The sequence below is a fragment of the Acinetobacter cumulans genome, from assembly GCF_003024525.3.
In the GTDB taxonomy this organism is placed as follows: Bacteria; Pseudomonadota; Gammaproteobacteria; order Pseudomonadales; family Moraxellaceae; genus Acinetobacter; species Acinetobacter cumulans.
In genome coordinates, this window is record NZ_CP035934.2 from 793929 (window position 1) to 817576 (window position 23648).

General features: G+C 38.5%; 22 protein-coding genes. 21 read left to right on the forward strand and 1 reads right to left on the reverse strand.

Annotated features, from left to right (window positions below):
- Positions 1 to 185: 185 nt before the first annotated feature.
- Together C9E88_RS03785 and C9E88_RS03790 are read left to right on the forward strand one after the other, a co-directional pair.
- Entirely contained in the window at positions 186 to 1367 is a 1182-nt protein-coding gene (locus C9E88_RS03785) for a PQQ-dependent sugar dehydrogenase (protein ID WP_106985969.1), read from the forward strand.
- Between the two features lie 361 nt (positions 1368 to 1728).
- Positions 1729 to 2861 (forward strand): IS3-like element ISAba14 family transposase gene (locus C9E88_RS03790; RefSeq protein ID WP_223155595.1). Its coding sequence is split into 2 segments (ribosomal slippage): positions 1729 to 1981 and positions 1981 to 2861, totalling 1134 coding nucleotides; the frame shifts between segments, so codons are not numbered across the junction.
- A gap of 502 nt (positions 2862 to 3363) precedes the next feature.
- On the opposite strand, the gene ygfZ is transcribed toward C9E88_RS03790, so the two are convergent.
- A complete protein-coding gene (ygfZ, locus tag C9E88_RS03795) occupies positions 3364 to 4098 on the reverse strand; it encodes a CAF17-like 4Fe-4S cluster assembly/insertion protein YgfZ (protein ID WP_106986539.1) in 735 nt (244 codons plus the stop codon).
- A 620-nt stretch (positions 4099 to 4718) separates the two neighbouring features.
- Here ygfZ and acnD point away from each other — a divergent pair.
- The 19 genes from acnD to C9E88_RS03890 all read left to right on the forward strand — a co-directional run bounded on the left by acnD (position 4719) and on the right by C9E88_RS03890 (position 23626).
- A complete protein-coding gene (acnD, locus tag C9E88_RS03800; protein WP_106986540.1) occupies positions 4719 to 7337 on the forward strand; it encodes a Fe/S-dependent 2-methylisocitrate dehydratase AcnD in 2619 nt (872 codons plus the stop codon).
- Between the two features lie 74 nt (positions 7338 to 7411).
- On the forward strand, positions 7412 to 7963 hold the full coding sequence (locus tag C9E88_RS03805; protein WP_106986541.1) for a hypothetical protein: 552 nt from the start codon (positions 7412 to 7414) through the stop codon (positions 7961 to 7963).
- A 211-nt stretch (positions 7964 to 8174) separates the two neighbouring features.
- The gene (locus tag C9E88_RS03810) at positions 8175 to 10025 is read left to right on the forward strand and encodes an NACHT domain-containing protein (protein ID WP_106986542.1); all 1851 of its coding nucleotides are present in this window, start codon (positions 8175 to 8177) and stop codon (positions 10023 to 10025) included.
- 145 nt (positions 10026 to 10170) lie between these two features.
- Positions 10171 to 10314, forward strand: a complete 144-nt coding sequence (locus tag C9E88_RS03815; RefSeq protein WP_120375839.1) for a zinc ribbon-containing protein — start codon at positions 10171 to 10173, stop codon at positions 10312 to 10314.
- Between the two features lie 122 nt (positions 10315 to 10436).
- Positions 10437 to 11012 carry a DUF4126 domain-containing protein gene (locus C9E88_RS03820; RefSeq protein ID WP_106986544.1) on the forward strand — a complete coding sequence of 192 codons (576 nt, stop codon included), beginning with the start codon at positions 10437 to 10439 and terminating at the stop codon, positions 11010 to 11012.
- A gap of 187 nt (positions 11013 to 11199) precedes the next feature.
- Positions 11200 to 11403, forward strand: a complete 204-nt coding sequence (locus C9E88_RS03825) for a hypothetical protein (protein WP_106986545.1) — start codon at positions 11200 to 11202, stop codon at positions 11401 to 11403.
- Between the two features lie 363 nt (positions 11404 to 11766).
- Positions 11767 to 12024: a hypothetical protein gene (locus C9E88_RS03830; RefSeq protein WP_106986546.1), complete on the forward strand. Its 258-nt coding sequence runs from the start codon at positions 11767 to 11769 to the stop codon at positions 12022 to 12024.
- Positions 12025 to 12792: 768 nt separating this feature from the next.
- Complete coding sequence (locus C9E88_RS03835) at positions 12793 to 13500, forward strand: DUF1003 domain-containing protein (RefSeq protein WP_106986547.1); 708 nt, start codon at positions 12793 to 12795, stop codon at positions 13498 to 13500.
- A gap of 290 nt (positions 13501 to 13790) precedes the next feature.
- Complete coding sequence (locus C9E88_RS03840; RefSeq protein ID WP_106986548.1) at positions 13791 to 14240, forward strand: hypothetical protein; 450 nt, start codon at positions 13791 to 13793, stop codon at positions 14238 to 14240.
- Between the two features lie 733 nt (positions 14241 to 14973).
- On the forward strand, positions 14974 to 15639 hold the full coding sequence (locus C9E88_RS03845; protein WP_106986549.1) for an RluA family pseudouridine synthase: 666 nt from the start codon (positions 14974 to 14976) through the stop codon (positions 15637 to 15639).
- 206 nt (positions 15640 to 15845) lie between these two features.
- Entirely contained in the window at positions 15846 to 16229 is a 384-nt protein-coding gene (locus C9E88_RS03850; RefSeq protein WP_106986550.1) for a ribonuclease E inhibitor RraB, read from the forward strand.
- A gap of 281 nt (positions 16230 to 16510) precedes the next feature.
- Positions 16511 to 16957, forward strand: a complete 447-nt coding sequence (locus tag C9E88_RS03855; protein WP_106986551.1) for an SRPBCC family protein — start codon at positions 16511 to 16513, stop codon at positions 16955 to 16957.
- A 219-nt stretch (positions 16958 to 17176) separates the two neighbouring features.
- Positions 17177 to 17521: a zinc ribbon domain-containing protein YjdM gene (locus C9E88_RS03860; protein ID WP_106986552.1), complete on the forward strand. Its 345-nt coding sequence runs from the start codon at positions 17177 to 17179 to the stop codon at positions 17519 to 17521.
- Positions 17522 to 17663: 142 nt separating this feature from the next.
- A complete protein-coding gene (locus C9E88_RS03865; RefSeq protein WP_106986553.1) occupies positions 17664 to 18032 on the forward strand; it encodes a 5-carboxymethyl-2-hydroxymuconate Delta-isomerase in 369 nt (122 codons plus the stop codon).
- A 165-nt stretch (positions 18033 to 18197) separates the two neighbouring features.
- The gene (locus C9E88_RS03870; protein WP_106986554.1) at positions 18198 to 18533 is read left to right on the forward strand and encodes a YegP family protein; all 336 of its coding nucleotides are present in this window, start codon (positions 18198 to 18200) and stop codon (positions 18531 to 18533) included.
- A 150-nt stretch (positions 18534 to 18683) separates the two neighbouring features.
- Positions 18684 to 19349: a DUF2939 domain-containing protein gene (locus C9E88_RS03875; RefSeq protein WP_106986555.1), complete on the forward strand. Its 666-nt coding sequence runs from the start codon at positions 18684 to 18686 to the stop codon at positions 19347 to 19349.
- Between the two features lie 62 nt (positions 19350 to 19411).
- Positions 19412 to 19858, forward strand: coding sequence for a nuclear transport factor 2 family protein (locus C9E88_RS03880; RefSeq protein WP_106986556.1), 447 nt, complete (start codon positions 19412 to 19414; stop codon positions 19856 to 19858).
- Between the two features lie 185 nt (positions 19859 to 20043).
- On the forward strand, positions 20044 to 22482 hold the full coding sequence (locus C9E88_RS03885; protein ID WP_106986557.1) for an AI-2E family transporter: 2439 nt from the start codon (positions 20044 to 20046) through the stop codon (positions 22480 to 22482).
- Positions 22483 to 22573: 91 nt separating this feature from the next.
- Positions 22574 to 23626 (forward strand): DUF1176 domain-containing protein, encoded by a 1053-nt coding sequence (locus tag C9E88_RS03890; RefSeq protein WP_106986558.1) that lies wholly within the window; start codon positions 22574 to 22576, stop codon positions 23624 to 23626.
- Positions 23627 to 23648: the final 22 nt, after the last annotated feature.

Below are 23648 nucleotides of genomic sequence, written 5' to 3' on the forward strand. Positions count from 1 at the left end.
AAGAAATTAGGGGGATAAAGTTCCTCCTTGTTTTTTGACTGTTGTGTGATTTAACAGCGTATATGGTTTAAAAAACCTTAAATTTCAAAATAATAATATTTTATAAAAATATAAACTGAATAAATTAGAGATATGCTATCTATGATGAATATAGATATACATAATTCATTGAGATGTATTTAAATATGATAAAAATAAGCGCCATCTTGATCCTAAGTTTCGTCTGTTCAATGACCAGTTGGGCTCAACAACCCAAGCTTGTACCTTATCCAATCCATTTAAAAAATGGCAAGCAGTTTTCATTAAATTTGCCTGCACAGTATGAAATTATTCCAGCAGCGGAAGGTCTCAAACGGGGACGCTTTTTTGCACAAGCACCTGATCACAGAATGTTTGTCACGGATATGTATGATTTAACAGATAATAAAAAAGGCACTGTGTATATATTGGATGATTGGAATGCTGAAACGGGTAAATTTGGCAAAATCATTCCTTATTTGACGGGGTTGAGAAATCCAAATTCAGTTCAGTTTTATACCGATGCTCAAGGACAGGATTGGCTTTATTTGGCGGAAACGCACCAACTGACCCGGCAAAAATTCAGCAGAGGAGAGACTCAGCCATCGAATAAGGCTGAAGTTTTAGCGACATTTCCCGATTATGGTTTGAGTTATAAATACGGTGGTTGGCATCTGACACGGACGATTGCAGTTGGTAGAAATGGAAAAATTTATGTGTCGGTTGGCTCGAGTTGTAACGCCTGTGTAGAAAAAGAAAAAGTGCGAGCCTCAGTCATCGAGATGAATCCTGATGGTTCAGAGCAACGGATGTATGCGACAGGTTTACGTAACGCAGTTGGATTAAAATGGATCGGAAAATTTCTATTTGCAACCAATCAAGGTTCCGATCATTTGGGAAGTAAAAAGCCAGATGAAACTTTTTATGCGTTAAAACGAGATGTCGATTATGGCTGGCCTGCATGTTATTCATGGCAGGGCAAAGTCTTGGCGGATTCTAAATTTAAACGTGCATCTGGCTGTAAAAATGTTCCATCGCCCTATGCTTATTTCCCTTCACATTCCTCTGCATTGGGTTTTGATTATTTTGATGACCCTCATGCCGATGCCACTATTAAAAATGCGTTTTTAGTGGCCCTGCATGGCTCTACCGACGAGGCGATTGGTCATGGCTATCAAATTGCAATGATGCGTAAAGGACAAAAACTTGAAACCTTTATGGATGGTTTTTTAGTCGGTAAAAAGTTGTATGGGCGACCTGCTGATATTTATAAGATCGATGGAAAATCATTTTATTTTTCAGATGATCGGGCAGGGGTGATTTATTATGTGAGGGAAAAAAATGAGTGATAAAAAGCCAACGTCTTTAGGCTTTGGCTGTGGGTTTGATGTTATAAAATATGATCATTAATGAGAGAAGTTTCTAACTCTTCTATTTCTATGTTTGCTGTAGAATTTCTTTTAAAATTTTTCTAAAAAGTAAGAACATAATTAACTCAATAAAATTTAAACCAAAGCCCCAAGGCAATGTTCCAGCTGTATTGAATTTTATTGACGTGTTGTAGCCTATATGTGCTTTTAGTAGATAGAAAAAAGAATCAGGAGTTGCTTCTATGTAAAAACAGAGATGGATCCGTAAATTTGAACAACTCCTATAAGTGATATTCTGCTCCTCAAATGATGTTATAAACATCAATATATGGAGTATTTTATGGCACGTAGACCAAGAAGAAATCATTCAAATGATTTTAAAGCTAAGGTAGCACTTGCTGCGATTAAAGCAGAAAAAACACTTGCTGAATTGAGTGCTGAGTTTGATGTTCATCAAAACCAAATTATTGACTGGAAAAATCAATTGATCTCAGCTTCCTCGCAAGCTTTCGATCAATCAAAAGCTCCAACAGAACCACCCATCGATCTAAAAAAACTACATGCAAAAATCGGTGAGCAGGCATTAGAAATTGATTTTTTAGAAGGTGTGTTGAAGAAACTGGGCCGCTTCAACCACAAAAGTTAATCGACGACTCACTTCAGATTTCAGTATCTAAGCAAGCTAAGCTGCTGAAAGTCTCCCGTGGTTGTTATTACTATCGCCCAAAACCTGTGAGTGCATCAGATCTGAAGCTGATGCGATGTATTGATGAATTACATATGCAATATCCTTTTGCAGGCAGTCGTATGATGCGTGATTTGTTGAATCGTCAAGGACATCATATAGGACGACGTCATACACGTACTTTAATGAAGAAAATGGGTATTCAGGCGTTATATTGCAAACCAAATTTAAGCCAGGCTAATCAAGCTCACCGTAAATATCCATATCTGCTCAAAGGATTGGCTATTCAGCGCAGTAATCAAGTGTGGTCTACGGATATAACGTATATCCCTATGGCAAAAGGCTTTGTTTATTTATGTGCTGTGATTGATTGGCATAGCCGCAAGGTACTTGCGCATAGAGTATCGATTAGTATGGAGGTGGATTTTTGTATTTCGGCTTTAAATGAAGCGATTGAAAAATATGGTCGACCTGAAATATTTAATACAGACCAAGGCAGCCAGTTTACCAGTGATGCATTTATTGATGTATTGAAATCAAATGGCATTCAAATCAGTATGGATGGTAAAGGTCGATGGGTAGATAATGTGATGGTTGAACGATTATGGCGGAGCGTTAAATATGAAGAGGTGTATCTCAAAGCTTATAGCAGTGTCACAGATGCGAAAAAGCAATTAAGTGCATATTTTGAGTTTTATAATTTGAAACGACCTCATTCGAGTCTAGACAAAATGACACCAAATGAGTTTTACTATGATCAGCTACCCCAACAAAACAAGGTGGCTTAACTAGAGCGGAATATCACTTATAAATACGCTTTTAGTTGTTCAAACAAGTGGGACCACCTCTAACCAAAAATAAGTGCAATATTTGGAATATATAAAAAATAAGGCGTACATATAAGGAAGATCAAACTAAAACTTATCCATTTTAGGGTTATTAAACCTTTAATGTTTTGTTTCCAGTAAAGATAACTGCCAGAAATTGTAATGATAAGTTGAAGAAGGAACAGTAGATAAATAATATTGTTAATTGAGAAAAGATTAAGAAAACCAATAAAATAAAATATCATTAAAACTGCTAATATTGAAAAACCACCATAGTAGAGTGCGATTAACTTATGCTTTGGGTCTTGAAATTGTGTCTGATGCATCGTTATATAGTTTATTGTTAAAATTCGGAGTGCATTTTAGTTTAAAAATAGTCAAATTAACATGATGAATTTTAAAATTTAAAACTTAGATTTATTATAAAAGAAGATAGCTAAATGTAGCTATCTTCTGAATTTATTTAAGCTGACTGCGGACGTGCCACATCGCCATTTAAAGCTTCAGGCAAATCTAAAACGGTTATAGCTAATTCAGCCAGTGCGTCTGGACGTGCCACAACCAAAGCCACATAGCCATTTTCAGTCGCAGCGCTATTCACCACTTGTACTTGTGCATGGAGCTGTTCAGCTTGTGCAGGCACAGTTCCTGTACCTTGAATTGCATGTAACCAAGCTTTTGGTTTCGCTTTAAACCAAAGTCGCGCGATCACTTCTTGGCCCAAATAACAGCCTTTGTCGTAGTGTACGCCTTCACGCTGATGTAAACGTAGCTCTTGAGGTTGAAAAACATGCTCAATCGCTTGATCTATATAGGCCTGACCCGCTTGAATGGCTTGAATTTCCCAAGCGCTAATATCTGTTGCTTCAGTTGCGAAGGTGGTTGTGTTTTCAGTTAAAGTTGGGAAAACGGCACTAACTTCTTCCAGTTTCATTTTAGAAAAAGCACCGAATTTTTTAATATGTTTGGCAAATTCTTCTGCTTGATCGGCAGTAGTCACAATCTCAAAACTTTCAGCATTCAATTTAGTGAGCCACAAACCAAAATGAATACGGCCTTTTAGGTCACAAATAGCGGTATAACGTGTTTGATTTTCTTCGAGACGTTCGACGTGTAAGGTAACTTGGCCTTGTAAAAATTTTTGTGCATCTACACCATTTAAGGTGAATTTTTGGAAGCTGAGGGAAGCGCCAGTCATAAGATCGCCTATGCAAAATACTAAAAATATATGGACTGAAATATAGCACATAGTCAGACCGAGCTGATGGCCTCAGCTAGGGAAAATGCATGCAGTAAAAGAAGAAAACGCCACCTCAAAACTGTGGCAGCGTGTGATGGCAAAGCGAGCAAGGCCGACATCAAAATGGTGGATTGAACTGTAGTGTTGCAATTGGTATTGGGCGGAAAAAGCAAGATACCTAAAGGGAGAGGAGAATATTCAGCAGTTTAAGTCGCTTTCTGCGATGGCTTAATCCCTAAATAAGGAGGTTAGGCGAAAAAAAGTCAACCTAAGCAACTGGAGTTGGTCATTAAAAATGGATATTTCCAGTAAAATTGAAGTATGAACGTCTGCTTTCGCCTAGATATAAGACTAAAGAAGGGGTTTGAAATTGCCTGATTTTTGGGCAAAAACATGATTTAGAGTAAATATACAAAAACAAATGTAACCAAATGTTTCTAAAACACCTGTTTTTTATGTTAAGTTTATGAAAAATATAAGATTTGGGAAATGGGGTTTTGACAGTGTAGTATGCCTAGCGACATAAGACGAAAACGTCAAAAAATAAGCTGCAAAAAAATGTATGAGGGCAGGAAGGCATGAACAACAACTACCGTAAACCGCTGCAAGGTACCCAGCTAGAATACTTCGATGTGCGTCAAGCCGTGGAAGACATTCAGCCAGGCGCATACGCAAAATTACCATATACATCAAAGGTACTGGCAGAGCAGCTGGTACGTAAATGTGATCCTGCGATTTTAGAGCAGTCTTTAAAAGAATTAATTTTCCGTAAACAAGACCATGATTTTCCTTGGTATCCAGCACGTGTGGTGTGTCATGACATTTTAGGTCAAACGGCACTGGTTGACCTTGCAGGCTTACGTGATGCCATTGCTGACCAAGGCGGCGACCCATCTAAAGTGAACCCAGTTGTGCCAACACAGCTGATTGTCGATCACTCTTTAGCTGTAGAGTTTGGCGGTTTTGACCCAGACGCGTTTGAAAAAAACCGTGCGATTGAAGACCGTCGTAACGAAGACCGTTTCCACTTTATTGAATGGACCAAAACAGCTTTTGAAAATGTGGATGTGATCCCTGCGGGTAACGGCATCATGCACCAAATCAACTTGGAGAAAATGTCTCCAGTGATTCAAAACCGTGGTGGCTTGGCTTTCCCTGATACTTGCGTAGGTACAGATTCACATACACCACATACCGATGCGCTTGGCGTAATTTCGATTGGTGTGGGCGGTTTAGAAGCTGAAAACGTAATGCTCGGCCGTGCATCTTGGATGCGTCTGCCAGACATCATTGGTGTTGAGTTTGTCGGTCAGCGTCAAGCTGGTATTACAGCAACTGATATCGTATTGGCTTTAACTGAGTTCTTACGTAAAGAACGTGTAGTTGGTGCGTATTTAGAATTCTTCGGTGAAGGCGCGGACAGCATGTCTGTAGGCGATCGTGCGACGATCTCGAACATGACACCTGAATATGGCGCAACGGCTGCCATGTTCTATATCGACCAAAACACCATTGATTATTTAACGCTGACAGGCCGTGAAGCAGAGCAAGTTCAACTTGTGGAAAAATATGCCAAAGAAATTGGTCTTTGGGCATCTGATATGACTCAAGCGGAATACCCGCGTGTACTGCGTTTCGACCTTTCAACTGTAACGCGTAATATTGCAGGCCCATCAAACCCACATGCACGTGTATCAACAAGTGATTTGAAAGCAAAAGGCATTGCAGGCAACTTAGAAGCAGCGCGTGCGCAAGAAGCGGAAGGTTTAATTCCAGATGGCGCCGTGATTATTGCAGCCATTACTTCATGTACCAATACTTCTAACCCACGTAATACCGTTGCAGCAGGCTTGCTTGCACGTAAGGCGAATGAACTGGGCCTAGTACGTAAACCTTGGGTGAAATCATCTTTCGCACCGGGTTCTAAAGCAGCGGCTTTATACCTTGAAGAAGCGGGTGTATTGGGTGATTTAGAAAAACTCGGTTTTGGTATCGTAGCCTATGCATGTACTACGTGTAACGGTATGTCAGGTGCTTTAGACCCTGTGATTCAGCAAGAAATCATTGACCGTGACTTGTACGCCACTGCGGTACTCTCAGGTAACCGTAATTTCGATGGTCGTATCCATCCATACGCAAAACAAGCGTTCTTGGCTTCACCTCCTTTAGTCGTGGCGTATGCCATTGCAGGTACAATCCGTTTTGATATTGAAACCGATTCATTGGGCAATGACAAAGACGGTAACCCAATTTACTTAAAAGACATTTGGCCGTCAGATGCTGAAATTGATGCATTGGTAAAAGAAGCTGTTAAGCCTGAGCAGTTCAAAAAAATCTACATTCCAATGTTTGATTTGGGTGTGAATGAGAAAGCAGCTAGCCCGTTATATGACTGGCGTCCGCAAAGTACCTATATCCGCCGTCCGCCGTATTGGGAAGGGGCACTGGCTGCACCGCGTACATTAGCGAATATGCGTCCGCTTGCAATCTTGGGTGATAACATCACCACAGACCATTTATCTCCATCGAATGCGATCGTTCTAGATTCGGCTTCAGGTGAATACTTGAAGAAAATGGGCGTACCTGAGGAAGACTTTAACTCATACGCAACGCACCGCGGTGACCACTTAACCACACAGCGCGCAACTTTTGCCAACCCTAAATTGTTTAATGAAATGGTGGTTCGCTCTGACGGTACGATCAAGCAGGGTTCTAAGGCGCGTGTAGAGCCTGAAGGCGAAGTGATGCGTATGTGGGAAGCGATTGAAACTTATATGAATCGTAAGCAACCGCTGATCATTATTGCAGGTAAAGACTATGGTCAGGGTTCTAGCCGTGACTGGGCTGCTAAAGGTGTGCGCCTTGCAGGTGTGGAAGTGATTGTAGCGGAAGGTTTTGAGCGTATTCACCGTACTAACCTTGTGGGTATGGGCGTGCTGCCACTTGAGTTTAAAGCGGGTACAGACCGTAAAACTTTGAAGTTAGATGGTACTGAGTTGTATAGCGTGATTGGTAATATTGCGCCTCGTTCGACTTTAACATTGGTGGTTGAGCGTTCAACGGCTGATGGTAAAGAAGAGATTGTTAAAGTGCCTGTAACTTGCCGTTTGGATACTGAAGAAGAAGTATCTGTGTATGAAGCGGGTGGTGTGTTGCAACGCTTTGCACAGGACTTTTTAGAAGGAAATGTGGCTTAAGATTTTGAGCTGAAATAATTGATTTTGTTGAAAAAAGACCCTACATTTATGTGGGGTTTTTATTCGAGAAAAAAATGAGTAATAGAATTATAAATGGTGATTTTGAATTTTTATCTAATTTATTTGATAAGTTTTTTACACAAAAGATTATCCGAGATCGCTTAAATTTAATTGAAAAAACAAACATTACTGGTTGGGAAGTATGGCTACAAATAGAGCTGTCTTTTTTTCTTAATAAACAAGAAAATGTGATGGAGTGGGTTAGGGAAATACCTTGTTCAATAGATAAGCGAGTAGAGAAATTAAAAGATAAAGGCATAATTGATTTTTGGTTAAAAGAAAGAAATAAATCAACTGAAACAATGATAGCAATAGAGCTAAAGCAAGCTAAATCAGCAAAAAGCTGTATTACTGCAATGATGAAAGATTTAAATAAATTTCATTCTTTGAAGCCAAGTGAGCACAATTATATTCGTACATTTTGGTGTGTAGGCGTACATCATGCAATAGAAAAAGAAAAATGTTTAAAGATTATAAATGAACATAAAATAGGATATGAATTTAATCAAAAGCATCTCTTGTGTAGGCGAATAAAGAGAACTAATTTTAGTTTTACTATTCTGTAGTTCATTTTGTTATGGTTTATTAAATATATATGTATAAATAAGTGGCATCGCAATGCTTTGCACAGAATTTCTTATGTGGGAATAAATGTAGCTTAAGTTTTATAGAATTTAATTTTGATAAAAGACTCTATTTAGAATAGGGCTTTGTCTTCACATGTTTTTAAAATATTGATAAAATATACCTAATATAATTAATAACATATGTAATTTTATGGTCGATCCTATAGTTTTAGCAGAGCCTGCAATCAATATTTTTGAAAAAATTTTTAATCCATTAAAGCAATTTGCAGAGTATCAATTAGATAAGGTTAACTTTCAGTCATTATCTTTAGAGGCTCATAATAAGCTGGCTGATTTAGCTCAAGTCCGAACTATTAATGAATTTGATAAATCTGTTTCTTTATATGATTTTTATGTTCCACCTCAAGTCACTGATTTAGAATCAAATAATGTGTTTATGGTTGATGAATTAAGTGACTTTGCTAGTCCCAAAAAGGTATTGATTTCTGGGATTGTAGGGCAAGGTAAATCCATTCTGATGAGAAATTTGGCGATACAAGAATCTTTTAAAGGTGAAAAATTCCCTATATTTATAGAATTAAGAGATTTACAAGAAAATGAAAACTTAGAAAAATTCGTACATAATAATATAAGTTATATAATCGGATTGGATAATCATAAACTTTATAATTATTTACTTAATAATGGTAAGGTTATTTTATTTTTTGATGGATTTGATGAAGTTAAGACAAATGAAATGGGAAGGATTGTTAAAGAATTTGAAAGACTTGAGAAGAAATTTCCAAAATTAGATTTTATAGTGTCCTCAAGACCTGAAGAAACAATTGATAAAAGTACAATATTTAGTAAATTTATGATTAATAAGCTTACTCTTGAAGGGCAGGTTAAGATAATTGAAAAGCTTACCAATGAAGATTTTTTAAAAATAAATTTAATAACTAATTTGAAGAAATCTAACAAGGATATCCAAGGGGTATTAGTTACACCTTTAATGGTTAATTTTTATTTTTATTTATACAAAACTGAACAAATAACTGGTACAGACATTACCTTATTTTACAATCAATTGTTTGATTTAACATTAAGAAAACATGATGGCACTAAGTTAATATACAATAGAGACTATGTAACAGGATTAAAGCCAAATGAATTACAATCTGTTTTTGAGTGTATTTGTTTTTTAAGTTGTAAACAAAAAACTTTCTTTTTTAGTGAATATAATTTTAGAGAAACTGTTGAAAAAGCAATTAAATTTGAAAAATTAAAATGTTCTGTGAATGATTTAATTCGAGATTTAACTACAGGGATATGTTTCATTTGTAGAGAGGGGCAAACGTATGCATTTTTGCATACGAGTATTCCAGAATTTTTTGGTGCAAAATTTATCGTAAGAAATATTAATTTATCAGGCTTGATGGATGAGGTTATTAATAATTATCAAGATTATATTAATCTAGTGGATTATATGGAGGTTATTGATGAAAAATTATTTTTATTAAATTTCTTAAAACCTTTATTGGATGATAATATAGATTATTTTAAATCTAAAAAAGTTTTAGATAATATTTATATATCATCAAAGTTTTATGATAAAAATAAAAGAAGTGGTAATGTTGTAAGGGTTTTAACCTTGTTTGATACAAATATTCATACTTATATTGCATTTGATTTTAAAGAATTTATTAAACCATCAATGCGGGAAGATATTAAAAAGAGATTTAAAAGAGGAAAAAAAACTAATTATCAATTTTTTTGGACACCAAGACGAAAATCTTCTGGAAATATAGATGAAATTGAGCAGAGTGAAAATTATTTTTTACATGAAAGGTTGGATAATATACCAGAAACAACAACCGCAACGACTAGAAAAGAAATTTTAAATAGAATAAAAAATGAAGAGTTTAAGGCAATCACTGAAAATTATTCACAACGATCTGAAAGTATTGAGAAAGCATTAAAAATATATATTTTACGTCTAGAAGAATGGAGTAATAAAATTATGAAATTTCAAGATATTAATATTGATGATCTATTCTCTTAGTTACGTATAGGATGATGTATGTAATGTTTTATAATTGGTATTTCTTGCAAAAATGACACCATTATTTTTAAAAATAGACAATAGACATCGCCAAAAAAAAGACTATACTTTGTTCACCATTTCTAAAAACACATGGAGAACAAAAATGGTAATTGCAGGCTCTAAACCAGGAACTGGCTTCTATTTTTGTGTTCAATGCGGCCACCGCACCTACTTAGAAATTGGTACTGATCGTCTACCACCTTGTACCAAATGTCTGGGCACCGAATACAACGATAAGGTTGCCTAAGCACAGCACATTAAAACAGCCAATCCTGTTTTAAAATAAAAGCCCTATTACAGCATAGGGCTTTTTTGTTCGCTCAAAAAAAGTAAAAATAAAAAACAGACCGCCAAAACAGGACACACAGCATGGAAACACTACTCGGCCTTTGCATAGGCATAGGACTTAGCGCAGCCTGCGGATTTCGCGTATTTGTACCATTACTGGTCATGAGCCTAGCTGCCATTATGGGCTGGTTTGAGCCCATGAAAGGCTTCGAATGGCTGGCCATGCCATCGGTATGTATTGCCTTGGGTTTTGCCACACTCTGTGAAATAGGTGCGTATTACATTCCGTGGGTAGACAACATGCTCGACACCATTGCCACACCAGCAGCCATGGTCGCAGGCACACTTACCACAATGGCAGTCAGCTCAGGTGAAATGTCCCAATTTGCCAGCTGGGCAGCAGCCATTATTGTTGGAGGCGGTACAGCCACAGCCGTGCAGATGAGTACAGTTGCCGCACGGGGCGTATCCACAGCCACCACAGGTGGTATAGCCAACCCAGTATTATCTACAGGTGAGTGGATAGGCGCATTTGTACTGTCGATCTTGGCCTTTTTAGTGCCTGTATTGGTGGTGGTATTGGGCATTGTGGCTATGATTTGGTTTGTACGTTGGATTAAAGCCAAAAAAAATGCAGTGAGATCCGACATGGTTTAACTGTTGTGCATCAGCCTTAAAAATAAAAGTAGAGTTTAAATCTAGCAACTTAATTGATTTTTATCATTTAAAAACGATTGATTTTTACCCATAAAAGGCATAATTTTATTATGGAATTAAAACCATAAAGTTTTTATGGTTTTATTCGAGCTTGAACGATTAAAACAAAATGAAGGGGGAGCTGTGAATGATAAAATTTATTGTAGATGAGCAACCTACAGAAAAAGGTGTGCACTTAATACATAATGGGGATATTGGCTGTGAGGCATTACCAAAATACGATGACCAAATATTAATCGGCTATTTTGCCGATTTTGAGCTGGCTTATAAACGTGCCAGAATGAACTGGCCCAGAGAAAAAGTAGAAGGCTGTGCCTGCTGTAAGCCTTAACCGATCAAAGCTTTTTGGCTGTTTCATCGCGTGTATGTTGCCACACTGCGCAGCCTAAATATAAAACTCTACCTTCGGGTGGAGTTTTTTTTCGCGCCTAAAAAGTAATTTGAGTTTGGATGATCAAGTGAGGCGCAGATCAGCCAAAGTAGGGGCGTAAAAGGCTTGTGATTATCATTATGCAGTAGTGTAAATGGTGTTAAACGTTGGAGCGTACGCAAACATCTATGTACATGGCCTAAATATTGCTAAATCAACCTGAGCATCACATGAATGATGCAATGCAGATACTGTGCTTGCCATAAATGCACAATCACCATGCAAAATTTTCATATCAACCCATTCAATGTAAGGAAAGCGTGCATGCATACTCTAGCAGCAACAGATGTTGGCCATAAACTACCTAAAAAAGCGCATGCGTATGCGGCGTGGCCTTTGGTCCTCATTATATTTGGTGGGGCAATTGGCTTGCTATATGGCGCTTTGGCTTATGTAATCAACATTAAAGTATATGGATCTGAGTTAAGTAAATTAAATAAAATCTTAGCCAATTTGCTCTGTGGCATGTCGGCATTAAGTGCGTGGTGGTTTACAGCACAGTGGGTACAAAGCTATTTTTAAATATGATCTCTTTTAACAATTATATCGCGGGGGCTGGATTGTGAAAACTCTTCGCTCAGATGACATAAAGAACGATGAAAATATCTCTAAAAAGCGTGTCTATGGGAAAATATTTTATAAATTTTAAAAATATGAAAAATATTTCTGAAAATAACTTAAATGAGTAAAACTTCGGAAATTAATCCCTAAGTCATTTCGCTACTATAGATCGCAAGGGTGTGATAGAGATCGAAAAGAGCAGCATGCTGTGAGGGCGCACGACGCGAGAGCAGTACTTACCCAAAAGGTCTCGATTCGGCTTAGGACGCTATAGACCAAGAGTTTATAGGCTATAAGATTATGACTTACAAAGTGATAATAGTTGAAGTAAACCAACCGTTTTCTCTGACACCACCCTAAAAAATTCTGACAAATAATGCATACATTAAATAAAAAGAACTAAAAATCAAAACAGATAAAAACTAAAATAGATAAACCCCAGATTAAATGCCGAACATCCTCCCCACAAGCAAAATTGCACGTATCTATTCAGCTCAAGCTATATCAAGATTATTCCAGAATTCATTCTATACATACATGGAGTGGCTGTATGGAATTGAAAATGCTGAATAGCCAATAGCATTGATATATTTGTTAAAGATTGAACTATTTTTTAGAATTTTATAGTTTCGTTCCATACATTGCGTCAAAATAATCGACGGGTAAAAATATAAAAAACATTGGCATGAATGTGCTTATGGACGATTGATGCGTACTAGGGGCGTGTATATGAACGCAAAAAATGAAACCTTTCCTTGTTTAGTGTGCCAAAAAAAATTCAGTTCGCATTTTTTAGTTCCAATGGGTACGGTCAGAGAAAGCATTACGCAAGAAATTAGCCAAGACTTTCCAGAGTGGAAACCACAGGACTACATTTGCTTAAGTGACTTAACGCGCTACCGTGTGCAGTATGTACAATCGCTTTTACAGTCCGAGCAAGGTGAAGTCTCGGACTTAGAAGTTGAAGTGTTGCATAGCATGCAACAACATGAGCTGATTAGTAAAAATGTAGAAACCACCTTAGAACAGCAGTGGACTTTGGGCGACCGACTCGCAGACAAAATTGCGACTTTTGGTGGTAGTTGGACTTTTTTAATCTGCTTTACGCTGTTTTTAATTGTTTGGATTGCGGTCAATAGCATCATTATGGTGAAACACCCGATCGACCCTTATCCTTTTATCTTGTTAAATTTACTCTTGTCCTGCGTGGCCGCCATGCAAGCGCCAATTATTATGATGAGCCAGAACCGACAAGAAGCCAAAGACCGACAGCGCTCAGAAAATGATTATCAAGTGAACTTAAAGGCAGAACTTGAAATCCGACATTTGCATGAAAAAGTTGACCATTTGCTTTTACATCAGTGGGATCGACTTACTAAAATTCAGCAGGTACAACTTGATTTACTCGAAGAGATGAATAAGCAGCGCCATCAATAAGGTGCTTTATCTTGTGTCGTCAATTGCGATTCAATCTTCATAGGAAAATTGCGTAGCTTTGGTTTTCCATTCATCGCCTTAAAATATACGATGAATGGAAACAAGGGTTTAGCCGTTGGTCGGCATAAAATTTAAGCTTTAACATGCTTTAAATTAAAACTGTGAGATAGATCATTATTTAATCAAAATTTAACTTTAAGCTTTTAACTTTTGATTTAAAAACATGATCATCCAGTCGATATTTAATCCCTTAAAATAATTATAGGTTTCTTGCTAGGGGGATTATTGCAATGGCTCAGTTTGATATTGAAATACGGCATCCACACCATGCTTCAGACAACGAATTAGAATTGGTACATGTCAAAAGTATTGCGGAAGTATCAACAGCATTTGATGCGATGCATTGGTTTAATTTGCAATTATTGTTGCTTCAGCTACAGGGGCGACAGGCTTATTTTATGGTGACCAATCCCGATTCGAGCCAGTCCATTAAAATTAGCTTAAATGAATTATCGACGTCTGATACCTTAGAGTTTGTTTTACAAAGCGACATCGAAGTCATTTCAGAACAACGTGAAGTCTTTGGTTTATTTAAGCGTAAAACCAAAGATTATGTTGAGTTTAAACAGCTCAATTTAAGAAAAGCTCATGAATATTTGGATCGTTTTTTAAATGGCCAGTTGGATGCACTCAAACAACAGTATCTACGTGGCGATACTGAAGTGGCGTGTAGCTCATAAAGTGGTTTAGCCTGTTGTATTGAACCTCTCTAGCGAAGAGATCGTGAAATAAAAATAGATTTTTTAATGCTTATTTGCGATCTTGAATGCGTATTTTTGTTGGGTTTGAAAATTATTTTAATATTTTTGCGAATGGGTGAGAAAAAATTCCAAAATAGATAAAAATGAGTCTGTAGTAGGGAAACAATCCCGCCTGCTTTTTTCTAAACTTTATCTCAAGGGTGTGATAGAGATCGAAAAGAGCAGTATGCTGTGAGGGCGCACGACGCGAGAGCAGTACTTACCCACAAGGTCTCGATTCGGCTTAGGACGCTATAGACCAAGAGTTTATAGGCTATAAGATTATGACTTACAAAGTGATAATAGTTGAAGTAAACCAACCGTTTTCTCTGACACCACCCTCAAAGTTCAAGTGATCACCCAATAAAAATGAACAATTAAAAAAAACTACGCCAAATACAACCAGCAAAAAAGCATTTCAATAGAAAATAAATTTCAAAGCAACCCAATCCACTCGAAAATATCTTCCAATTTGTGTGTTAATAGACATGACTTACACGTGGCTAAGAACGTTTAATGTCAGATGGATAACTCATCTCTGAGTCGTATTTTTGTACACAGTAATTGCAAATGTGGCAAATGCATTTTGCGAGCTGAACCGTTGGCAGATGATTGACACACCGCAGTGCAGTTGATATTTTGCGCCCGAACCTGCTCCAAATGCTGTAGCCTCATGCCTGCTGACGAAAAATTTGTATATATGCCTCCCCAAGGACCACTTCAGATTATTTATGAAGATGATGATTTGGTGATTATTGATAAACCTGCGGAATTATTGTCTGTGCCAGGTCGTCTACCTGAGCATCATGACAGCGCTTATTTGCGCGTACTGGCTTTATACCCAAATGCCAAAATTACCCACCGTTTAGATATGGCGACATCAGGCATTTTAATGTTTGCCAAACATCGCGATGCAGAAGTTGCGGTAAGTAAAATGTTTCAAGCACGCACGGTAAAGAAAAACTATATCGCTTTGGTGCAGGGCGAGCTCAAAGGTGAGGGTAGTATTAATGAGCCATTAATTACTGACTGGGAAAATCGACCGCGTCAAATGGTGCATTATGAACTGGGTAAGCCTGCACAGACCTTATATAAAGCTTTAGATTATGATGCCAGCCAAGATATCAGCCGTGTACTGCTCACACCGATTACAGGGCGTTCCCATCAGTTACGTGTGCATTTAATGAGTATTGGGCATCCTATTACGGGCGATCGACTGTATCATCCTAATCCAGATTGGAGTCCACTCAATCGTATGGCATTACACGCGAGTTATTTGGCTTTTAAGCAACCTTTGAGTGGCGAACATTTGGAAATTCAAGGTGTTGTGCCTTTTTAAATGCGTGTCTAGCCATCACAATTTTTTTATAAAAGTAAGTATTGGTACAAAGTGTGCATTAAATATTAGCCTAAGTAAGCAGTTGTGGCTGAGAATATGTTGTCAAGGCAAAGGTGAGGCATTGTTTTGTAAATAAATCGCCAAATTGCAATAAAAATCGGCTACTTTATATCGAGAACCAATGACAATCATAAAAGGATTCGAATATGTCACGCGATTACGAACAATACCCAGATGATGACAATGGCAATGTGCTATGGCAAATGCATGAAGATGGTGATGACTTGACGGAAGCGCATGAAATTGAATATTCAATTGCGTTTACCAGTGAAGAAAAAGCTGATCAGTGTGCGATTTATTTGCTAAAAGAAGAACAAAAAATCAGTTTATTTGAGGATGAAGATACCAATGAATGGGTAATTACCATTTATGTGTATATGGAACCTGAATATGCCGACATTGTCGATTTGGAAGAATGGTTTAGCAAAATTGCCGTGCAATTTGAGGGTGAGTATGACGGCTGGGGCTGTATGGCCTATATTTATGATGATGAAGACTTTGATCCAGAAGAAGAACTCAACAGCCAATAACCGTGCAAATTTAAAAAAGGGCCTAGTCTTATTCGATTAGGCTTTTTTATTTGGCTGTAGAAGCATTTGAACACTGTCAAATATTGTTCGTGTATTTAAATTAACATCATGAATATCGGTCTATGTTATGGACATCGTAAAGCTCCTAAAGGAGGCTACACTCGAAGCGGACTTGATTTGATCTATTGAACGCGTTATATGTGTCAATCAGAAAAAAAGCGAAACAATAAATACAGATCGCAGAGTATTGGAACAATACAAAAATAATAAGGAGTATGCACATGAGTCATAAAGTTCACCTACAACGTATATTTACAGCACCACCTGAGCGCGTATTTCGTGCATTTACAGATCCTAATGCCTTAGTAAAGTGGATGGCCCCTCATGGTTTTATTGCAAAGGTTGAACACGCAGAGGTGCGCACGGGGGGCAGTTACCGCATGTCATTTACCAACTTTTCAACGGGAACCAGCCATGCTTTTCATGGTCGTTATCATGAGGTGATTGAAAACCAGTTGCTACGTTATAGCGATATATTTGATGCGGAAGAACTGGCGGGTGAAATTGAAGTAATTGTGCAATTAAAAGAAGTGTCTGTGGGTACAGAAGTTACGATAGTGCAACAGGGACTTCCAGATGTGATTCCACCCGATGCATGCCATTTAGGCTGGCAGGAGTCTTTACAGTTACTGTCTTTTTTAGTGAATCCATCTATTCCAGACCAATAATTTTGACCTGCTTTGCGACGCTGTTAAATAGGTGATTTGCTTCGCCAAGCGTATTGATAGATCAGATCTAGCGAATGAAATTTTGTACTGAGTTCTCGTATTTTTAAATGAGCTAAATAACCATAGTTTTTGTATGTCTTTCTAGCTTCCTGTTATAGTGGCTTTTTTTTGGCATGTATTGTGCCGTTTTTTTGTGTTTGATCCACATTTGAGGTTGTTATGACTTTACCCCATTGCCCAAAATGCCAATCTGAATATACCTATGAAGATGGTGACTTATTGATTTGCCCAGAGTGCTCACATGAATGGCGTGCAGGTGAACAAGACCTGAGCGAACAAGAGGTCGTTATTAAAGATGCTAATGGCAATGTTTTAGCCGATGGCGATGCTGTAACCGTGATTAAAGATCTTAAAATTAAAGGCTCATCATCTGTAGTTAAAGTGGGGACAAAAGTAAAAAGTATTCGATTACTACCTGATGCATCTGATGGTCACGACATTGACTGTAAAGTGGATGGAATTGGTGCGATTAAACTGAAATCTGAATATGTCAAAAAAGTTTAAATACCTTAGGGTTTGATATTGACCAGATATTAATCAGCTATCCCCCATACGTTGCAACTTGTAGCTTTTGAAGAGGCAAAAAGTATGCGTCGTATTTGGGGATCAGGCATAATTTGTTTTTACTTCGTTGGGAAACCACACCATGCCTCATATTCATGTTGAATATTCTAACAATATTAAAAATATTGATGCCAAGCTGGTACTCAAAACCTTAAACCATACTCTTTTTGCAACGGGTCATGTGAGCTCGGCTTTAGACATTAAAAGCCGTGCAGTATGTCAACAGGATTGGTTGATTGGATTAGAGCCAGATGAGACGCAGGCTTATGTGCATCTTAAATTGTCATTACTGAGTGGCAGAAGTTTAGAAACCCAAGCTGAAATTTCTGAGCAACTCTTACAAGCCTTGCAACAGGTTCTACCTGCTCAGTCAGGTATGACGGTACAAATGTGCGTTGAAGTGTTAGAAATGACGAAAACCACCTACAGTAAGCAACTGGTTCAAGCCTAAATTCAAATAGCGCTTTTCAGCGCTATTTTTAATGATGTCATACGCACTTCTATTTTTAAAAAAATCAGCAATTTTTTTAGTTTATGGCATTTATTTAGCGTTTTAAATAAGGTATGTTGATTAAAATATGTTCTAAAAATAGTTAAGAATAACAAGAGGTGTGGTATGGCTGGTTGGTATGAAATATCGCTTGCAAGTGATGGTCAATTTCGCTTTGTACTGAAAGCAGGAAATGGCGAACCCATTTTGACGAGTGAATTGTATAAAGCAAAAGCATCGGCACACAACGGCATTGAGTCTGTGCAAAAAAACTGTACCGATGATCAGCGTTATGATCGATTAGAAGCTAAAAATGGGAAACCATATTTCAATTTAAAAGCCGCCAATCATCAAATTATTGGTACGAGTCAATTTTATGCCAGTGAGCAATCGCGTGAAAAGGGCATTGAATCGGTCAAAACCAATGGGGTTTCAACCGTCATTAAAGATATAACGACCTAAAGCTATACGCTGTCATCAGAGTCTTAAATCTTTCATCATGATGAATTGATGCACAGCGTAATGGCATCGAATGATGATGAGTTGAAAATGATGTAAAGCAAAAAATATAAAAGTACCTAGGTGAACTAACCTAGGTCTTTTTTGTATGGAATGAATATAGGCACGATGAAGGTATTGAAATACAGTTTTTTTGTGGGGCTAGGCTTAGCCATACTGACTTATGTGATTTCGCCCTATTGGGTGTTGCATCGTATTCAGCAAGCCTATGAACAAAATCAGGCAAATAAAATTTCCCAATACATTGATTACGATGCAGTTAAAATTAGTTTAAAACCCCAGTTAGAACAACGTTTTCAGCACTATACAGGAGGTGAGTCATTACCCCCAAGCCTACAAAAATGGCAAGTTAAACTGAGTCAGAAGTTTTCAGACTATGCAGTCGATATGGTGCTTAATCCACAGACATTGATGCTGTTAATGCAAGGGAAAAACTTATCTGAGTTGATTCAAAAAGAGGATTTATTGGGTGCAAAATCTGTGTTAGGTTCTGTGCAGAATGTATGGCAGGAAGCACAGCCCATAAGTGATACAGAGACACAAGGTCTACAGCTGACAGCCGATGACGATCTTGTGCAAGCTTCTCATGCTGTTGAGCAAGCGCGCAGTCGACCACAGGCACACTATACGAGTTGGAATCGCTTTGAAGTGATCGTGCCACACGAGGCAAAATCAAATACGCATGTAGAACAAAACACTCGATTTATGATGCAACGCCGTGGGCTTAGCTGGAAAATAACCGCAGTACAACTGCCTTAAATTTAAATTGAGAGCCTTAGGGTAAAAGCCAAAAGGTAGCGCAATTCACAGGACAATAAAGAATGAGTTATCCAGTCAAAATTCATGGAGAGCAACAGGCTGGATTAGAAATACAAGAATTTTTATCCGCTTGGGATAATGTGGTGTGTCAGTTGGATATTCAGAAAATCGTGGGCTATTGCGTTGCAGATGTTTGTTTCTTTGATACCAGTAGCCAGACATCTGGAATATTAGCCTATCAGGCTTTATGGCAACGTTATAGCAGTGTGTTCCAAGCCAATGTTCGGGTTTATCGTCGAGATGTACTCATTCACGCCACTGAAAGTATGGGTTTTATTAGTTGTTATTCTAAAGTTGACCGAGATGATGGTGTTGAAACGCCTAAAATTCCTTGGTGTCGTTCTACATTGGCTGTACGAAAAACTGCGCAAGGCTGGAAAATTCAGCATCAACATATTTCCTTGCCTGTGGATTTTGCTACTCAGCAGGCCATCCCTTTGTATTTCTAATATATATCTGCTTATTTTTCTAATGGCATCATGGGATTAAAGCCAGCATGATGAGCAAGCCATAAAAAGCTTTAAATCACATTAACTTGTGCCTTAACGTTGCAAATCATTACATGATTATCATACGCAGTGTTTGATGTTCAGCCTAAATTAACAATAAGAATTCATGGTTCAGGACGAAGACAATGGATCATAAAAACAAAAATAGCACCAACGCACCGTATCAGCCACTGCCGAAAAATGACAAGACTGTGGATGGGATAAATTCCCCCGTTGCAACAGTTCCTGCTAGCTTGCAAAAAATCATCAGCATCACAGCAGGTTTTATTATTAGTGCTTTGGTCATTGCTGCCTTGTATTGGGGGAAAGATATTCTTATTCCTTTGGCCTTGGCGATTTTGCTGGCATTTTTAGTGGATCCCTTAGTCATGCGACTAAGAAAAAGAGGCCTGCCTCAATGGTTATCCATTGCATTGGTGGTGACTTTGGTTTTGGGTGTGCTGTCAGGTGCCGCGACATATTTGGGGTATCAACTGGGGCAATTAAGTCAGGAATTGCCACAATATCATGGCACTATACAAAAAAAACTAAACTCAGTACGGCAGTATTCTCAAGGTCCTAGCGTGTGGGATGGGGCTAAAAATACTTTAGATACTATTGAAGGCTCTATTGATAAAACCATTCCTGAAGAGCCTGATCCAAGTGTGCAAAAAGTCAAAGTGGTTGGGCAGGAGCAAAGTACAGCAGAAGCCGCGCTGGAGTGGAGCGATCGGGTACTGAATCCATTGGCAACCGCGGGTATTGTGTTTTTATTCGTAATTCTAATTTTAATTAATCGTAAAGATTTACATGACCGTTTTTTAAAAATGTTGGGTGGTAATTTAAATATAGGAACCGATGCGCTTGATGAAACAGCGAATAGAATCGGAACTTATTTAAGGATGCAGCTCACGGTCAATTTAACCTACGGCATTCCAATGGCGGCAGGGCTATGGTTTATTGGGGTGCCTGCGGCCATTATGTGGGGCATGGTGGCTGTGGTCATGCGCTTTGTTCCTTATGTTGGTCCAATGATTTCTGCAGTTTTCCCCATTACCTTAGCCTTTGCTGTAGATCCAGGCTGGAATATGGTGCTATGGACGATCGGCTTAATTTTGCTGTTAGAACTGATCAGTAATAATATTATTGAGCCATGGCTATATGGTGAAAGTACTGGGCTATCGACGCTGGCAATTATTTTGGCAGCCACCTTTTGGACCACCTTATGGGGGCCAATTGGTTTAATTTTATCTACACCATTGACGGCCTGTTTGTTGGTTTTGTCTAACTACGTACCTGCATTAAGTTTTTTAAAAATTTTGTTGGGCAGTGAGCCAGCTTTGGCCCCCTATGAACGTTTTTATCAACGCTTGGTGGCAGATGATGTGCAAGATGCTATGGATGTGGCTAATGGTTATATTCAAGATCAATTACCCAAAAAGGCGACGCCAGAACAGCGCGTACGTCGGATATATCAATTTTATGATCAAGTGGCGATTCCAGCGATTCGAATTTTTTCGAGAGGCCATAATACAGAGGCCAGTGCAGAGCATCGTTTACGCTTACATTTAGGCTTAAAACGTTTTAATCATCATTTTCAACAAACTTATAGCCTTGCAAATGTCAATGCAAATGCGTTGGCTGAGGTCTGGTGTGCTGGGGCGCGCTGGGAAGTGGATGTACAAGTGTCAGAGATGCTGGCGCATAGTTTGAATTTAAGAGAAATTCCTGCTCAGGCATATACTGAGGTTCTCATTCAGGGGCAATCAGAAGCATTGCTCGCATTAAATAGCACCGTGCAGATTATCTGTATTTCAATTTTTCATACCGCGCCAGAAGCACAAGTGCGACTATTGAGCCATCGTATTCGAGAGTATTACCCAGATACAAAGCTCATTTTCGCTTTGTGGAGTTGTGATGATGTACAGCAATTAGATCAGATCAAAGCTCAGTTTGATGCAGATGCTGTGGTCAATAACATGAATGATGTATTGCTCAGTATTGATGCTTTAAGGTTACGCCAAGGTGAAAAATGGCTAGATGAGTCTGACCTAGAACTTGAGGAAAAACGTGTAAAAGCTTTGGATGAGCTGGGTGTTTTTGATGCGCAGAATCTGAGTATTTATACCCAGTATATAGAGGAGGCAAGACAAGCCTTTGATGTGAAATATGCCCAAATTTCATGGGTTAAACAGGACTGGGTGTATACGCCTGCTAGTCCACTGGCTCAGGATGTAGATGACCCAATGAAAGCACGGCAATCTAAACATGATTCAATTTGCAGTCATTTGGTCTATCAAAATGAAAGTTTGATTATTGAAGATTTACAGCGGGATCCGCGTTTTGCACATTTGCCTGAACTATTGCATAACCGGATTCGATTTTATGCAGGTGTGGTCTTACGTAACCGTGAAGGCATTGCTTTGGGGAGTTTTTGTATATTGGATCGGCAACCGAAAAAACTTAGTGAAGATGATATGAGCTTATTAAAAGGTTTGGCCAATGATTTAATTAAAGTATTGAGTGATGAACGTACACGGGTCAAAAAAATACAGGAATTAGATAATTTAACGGATGTGCCTTAAGCGTAGCTGTGCTGTGTAGTCAATGCTTTGGGCTGGTATTTCATAAAAAACGGTTTTAACATGCTGTTAGGATAAATTTAGAGCCAAAGGAATGGAAAAAAATAAATTTATCATCCAATGCGGGATTGGCTTAAGTCTGGTGATGTGTAGTGCCTTGGGGCATGCGCAAATTGAAGGCCAATATTTTGCGCATAAAGATTGGGAAGTTGCATGTGACAATACTGGTACTTGCCGTGTTGCGGGTTATCAAGCAGAGCAACAAAGTTCCATTATTTCAGTATTGCTACAACGCGTAGCAGGTGCACAAAGCAAATTGAGTGCACGCGTGAAAATTGATGTGACAGCATTGGATGGTGTGCAAAGCGCGTTGCAGTTTTATAAAGATGGTAAACCGCAAGGCTGGATTAATATCAATCCTAAAACGGGTGAAGGCGTATTAGATGCGAGTCAAACAGAGCAATTGTTGACTGCACTACAAGGCACTAAGCCCGTGTTATGGGGAAGTGGAAAACAGCGTTGGCAATTGTCTGTAGATGGGGCAAGTGCCGTGCTATTGCGTATGGATGATTTCCAGCGCCGTATTGGTACAAACTCTGCAACATTACGTAAGGGCAAGACCGCTTCTGATCAGGTGTTAAAAGCACAAGAAATGCCGAAGGTGAATATTCAGCATTATCAAAAAGGTATGCAAAGCCGTTATAGTGTGCATTCAAAAACAGCCAAGCAGTTGTATGTACAACTCAAAAAACAGGTGAAAGCATCTGATTGTCCTTTAATATTTGAACAGAATTTTATGGAGGGCGATCGTGTGATTGCGTATCCAATTAATGAGCAAAATCTGTTGCTGGAAATTCCTTGTTGGCGCGCAGCTTATAATTATGGCAATGGCTATTGGCTGATGGATCGGCAGTTAAAACAAGTGAAGCAATTGGTGACGGTTTCGGGTAATAGTTTTAGTGAAGGGCAGATTTTTGCCAACCAACGTGGGCGTGGTATTGCTGATTGTAATAGCACAACTGAGTGGGCGTGGAATGGAAGCCGATTTGTACTAAGCTATCGAGCACGAACAGTACAATGTAAAGGATTTATTGGTGGCGCTTGGGCGCTACCTACTTGGGTAACGACGGTACAACAGGGGTTGTAATCGTCAGTTCATATTAAAAAAG

Excerpts from the sequence above, each read along its gene's own strand:
- C9E88_RS03785 (WP_106985969.1), top strand. The coding sequence starts at position 186 with ATGATAAAAATAAGCGCCATCTTGATCCTAAGTTTCGTCTGTTCAATG.
- ygfZ (WP_106986539.1), bottom strand. The coding sequence starts at position 4,098 with ATGACTGGCGCTTCCCTCAGCTTCCAAAAATTCACCTTAAATGGTGTA.
- acnD (WP_106986540.1), top strand. The coding sequence starts at position 4,719 with ATGAACAACAACTACCGTAAACCGCTGCAAGGTACCCAGCTAGAATAC.
- C9E88_RS03805 (WP_106986541.1), top strand. The coding sequence starts at position 7,412 with ATGAGTAATAGAATTATAAATGGTGATTTTGAATTTTTATCTAATTTA.
- C9E88_RS03810 (WP_106986542.1), top strand. The coding sequence starts at position 8,175 with ATGGTCGATCCTATAGTTTTAGCAGAGCCTGCAATCAATATTTTTGAA.
- C9E88_RS03815 (WP_120375839.1), top strand. The coding sequence starts at position 10,171 with ATGGTAATTGCAGGCTCTAAACCAGGAACTGGCTTCTATTTTTGTGTT.
- C9E88_RS03820 (WP_106986544.1), top strand. The coding sequence starts at position 10,437 with ATGGAAACACTACTCGGCCTTTGCATAGGCATAGGACTTAGCGCAGCC.
- C9E88_RS03825 (WP_106986545.1), top strand. The coding sequence starts at position 11,200 with ATGATAAAATTTATTGTAGATGAGCAACCTACAGAAAAAGGTGTGCAC.
- C9E88_RS03830 (WP_106986546.1), top strand. The coding sequence starts at position 11,767 with ATGCATACTCTAGCAGCAACAGATGTTGGCCATAAACTACCTAAAAAA.
- C9E88_RS03835 (WP_106986547.1), top strand. The coding sequence starts at position 12,793 with ATGAACGCAAAAAATGAAACCTTTCCTTGTTTAGTGTGCCAAAAAAAA.
- C9E88_RS03840 (WP_106986548.1), top strand. The coding sequence starts at position 13,791 with ATGGCTCAGTTTGATATTGAAATACGGCATCCACACCATGCTTCAGAC.
- C9E88_RS03845 (WP_106986549.1), top strand. The coding sequence starts at position 14,974 with ATGCCTGCTGACGAAAAATTTGTATATATGCCTCCCCAAGGACCACTT.
- C9E88_RS03850 (WP_106986550.1), top strand. The coding sequence starts at position 15,846 with ATGTCACGCGATTACGAACAATACCCAGATGATGACAATGGCAATGTG.
- C9E88_RS03855 (WP_106986551.1), top strand. The coding sequence starts at position 16,511 with ATGAGTCATAAAGTTCACCTACAACGTATATTTACAGCACCACCTGAG.
- C9E88_RS03860 (WP_106986552.1), top strand. The coding sequence starts at position 17,177 with ATGACTTTACCCCATTGCCCAAAATGCCAATCTGAATATACCTATGAA.
- C9E88_RS03865 (WP_106986553.1), top strand. The coding sequence starts at position 17,664 with ATGCCTCATATTCATGTTGAATATTCTAACAATATTAAAAATATTGAT.
- C9E88_RS03870 (WP_106986554.1), top strand. The coding sequence starts at position 18,198 with ATGGCTGGTTGGTATGAAATATCGCTTGCAAGTGATGGTCAATTTCGC.
- C9E88_RS03875 (WP_106986555.1), top strand. The coding sequence starts at position 18,684 with ATGAATATAGGCACGATGAAGGTATTGAAATACAGTTTTTTTGTGGGG.
- C9E88_RS03880 (WP_106986556.1), top strand. The coding sequence starts at position 19,412 with ATGAGTTATCCAGTCAAAATTCATGGAGAGCAACAGGCTGGATTAGAA.
- C9E88_RS03885 (WP_106986557.1), top strand. The coding sequence starts at position 20,044 with ATGGATCATAAAAACAAAAATAGCACCAACGCACCGTATCAGCCACTG.
- C9E88_RS03890 (WP_106986558.1), top strand. The coding sequence starts at position 22,574 with ATGGAAAAAAATAAATTTATCATCCAATGCGGGATTGGCTTAAGTCTG.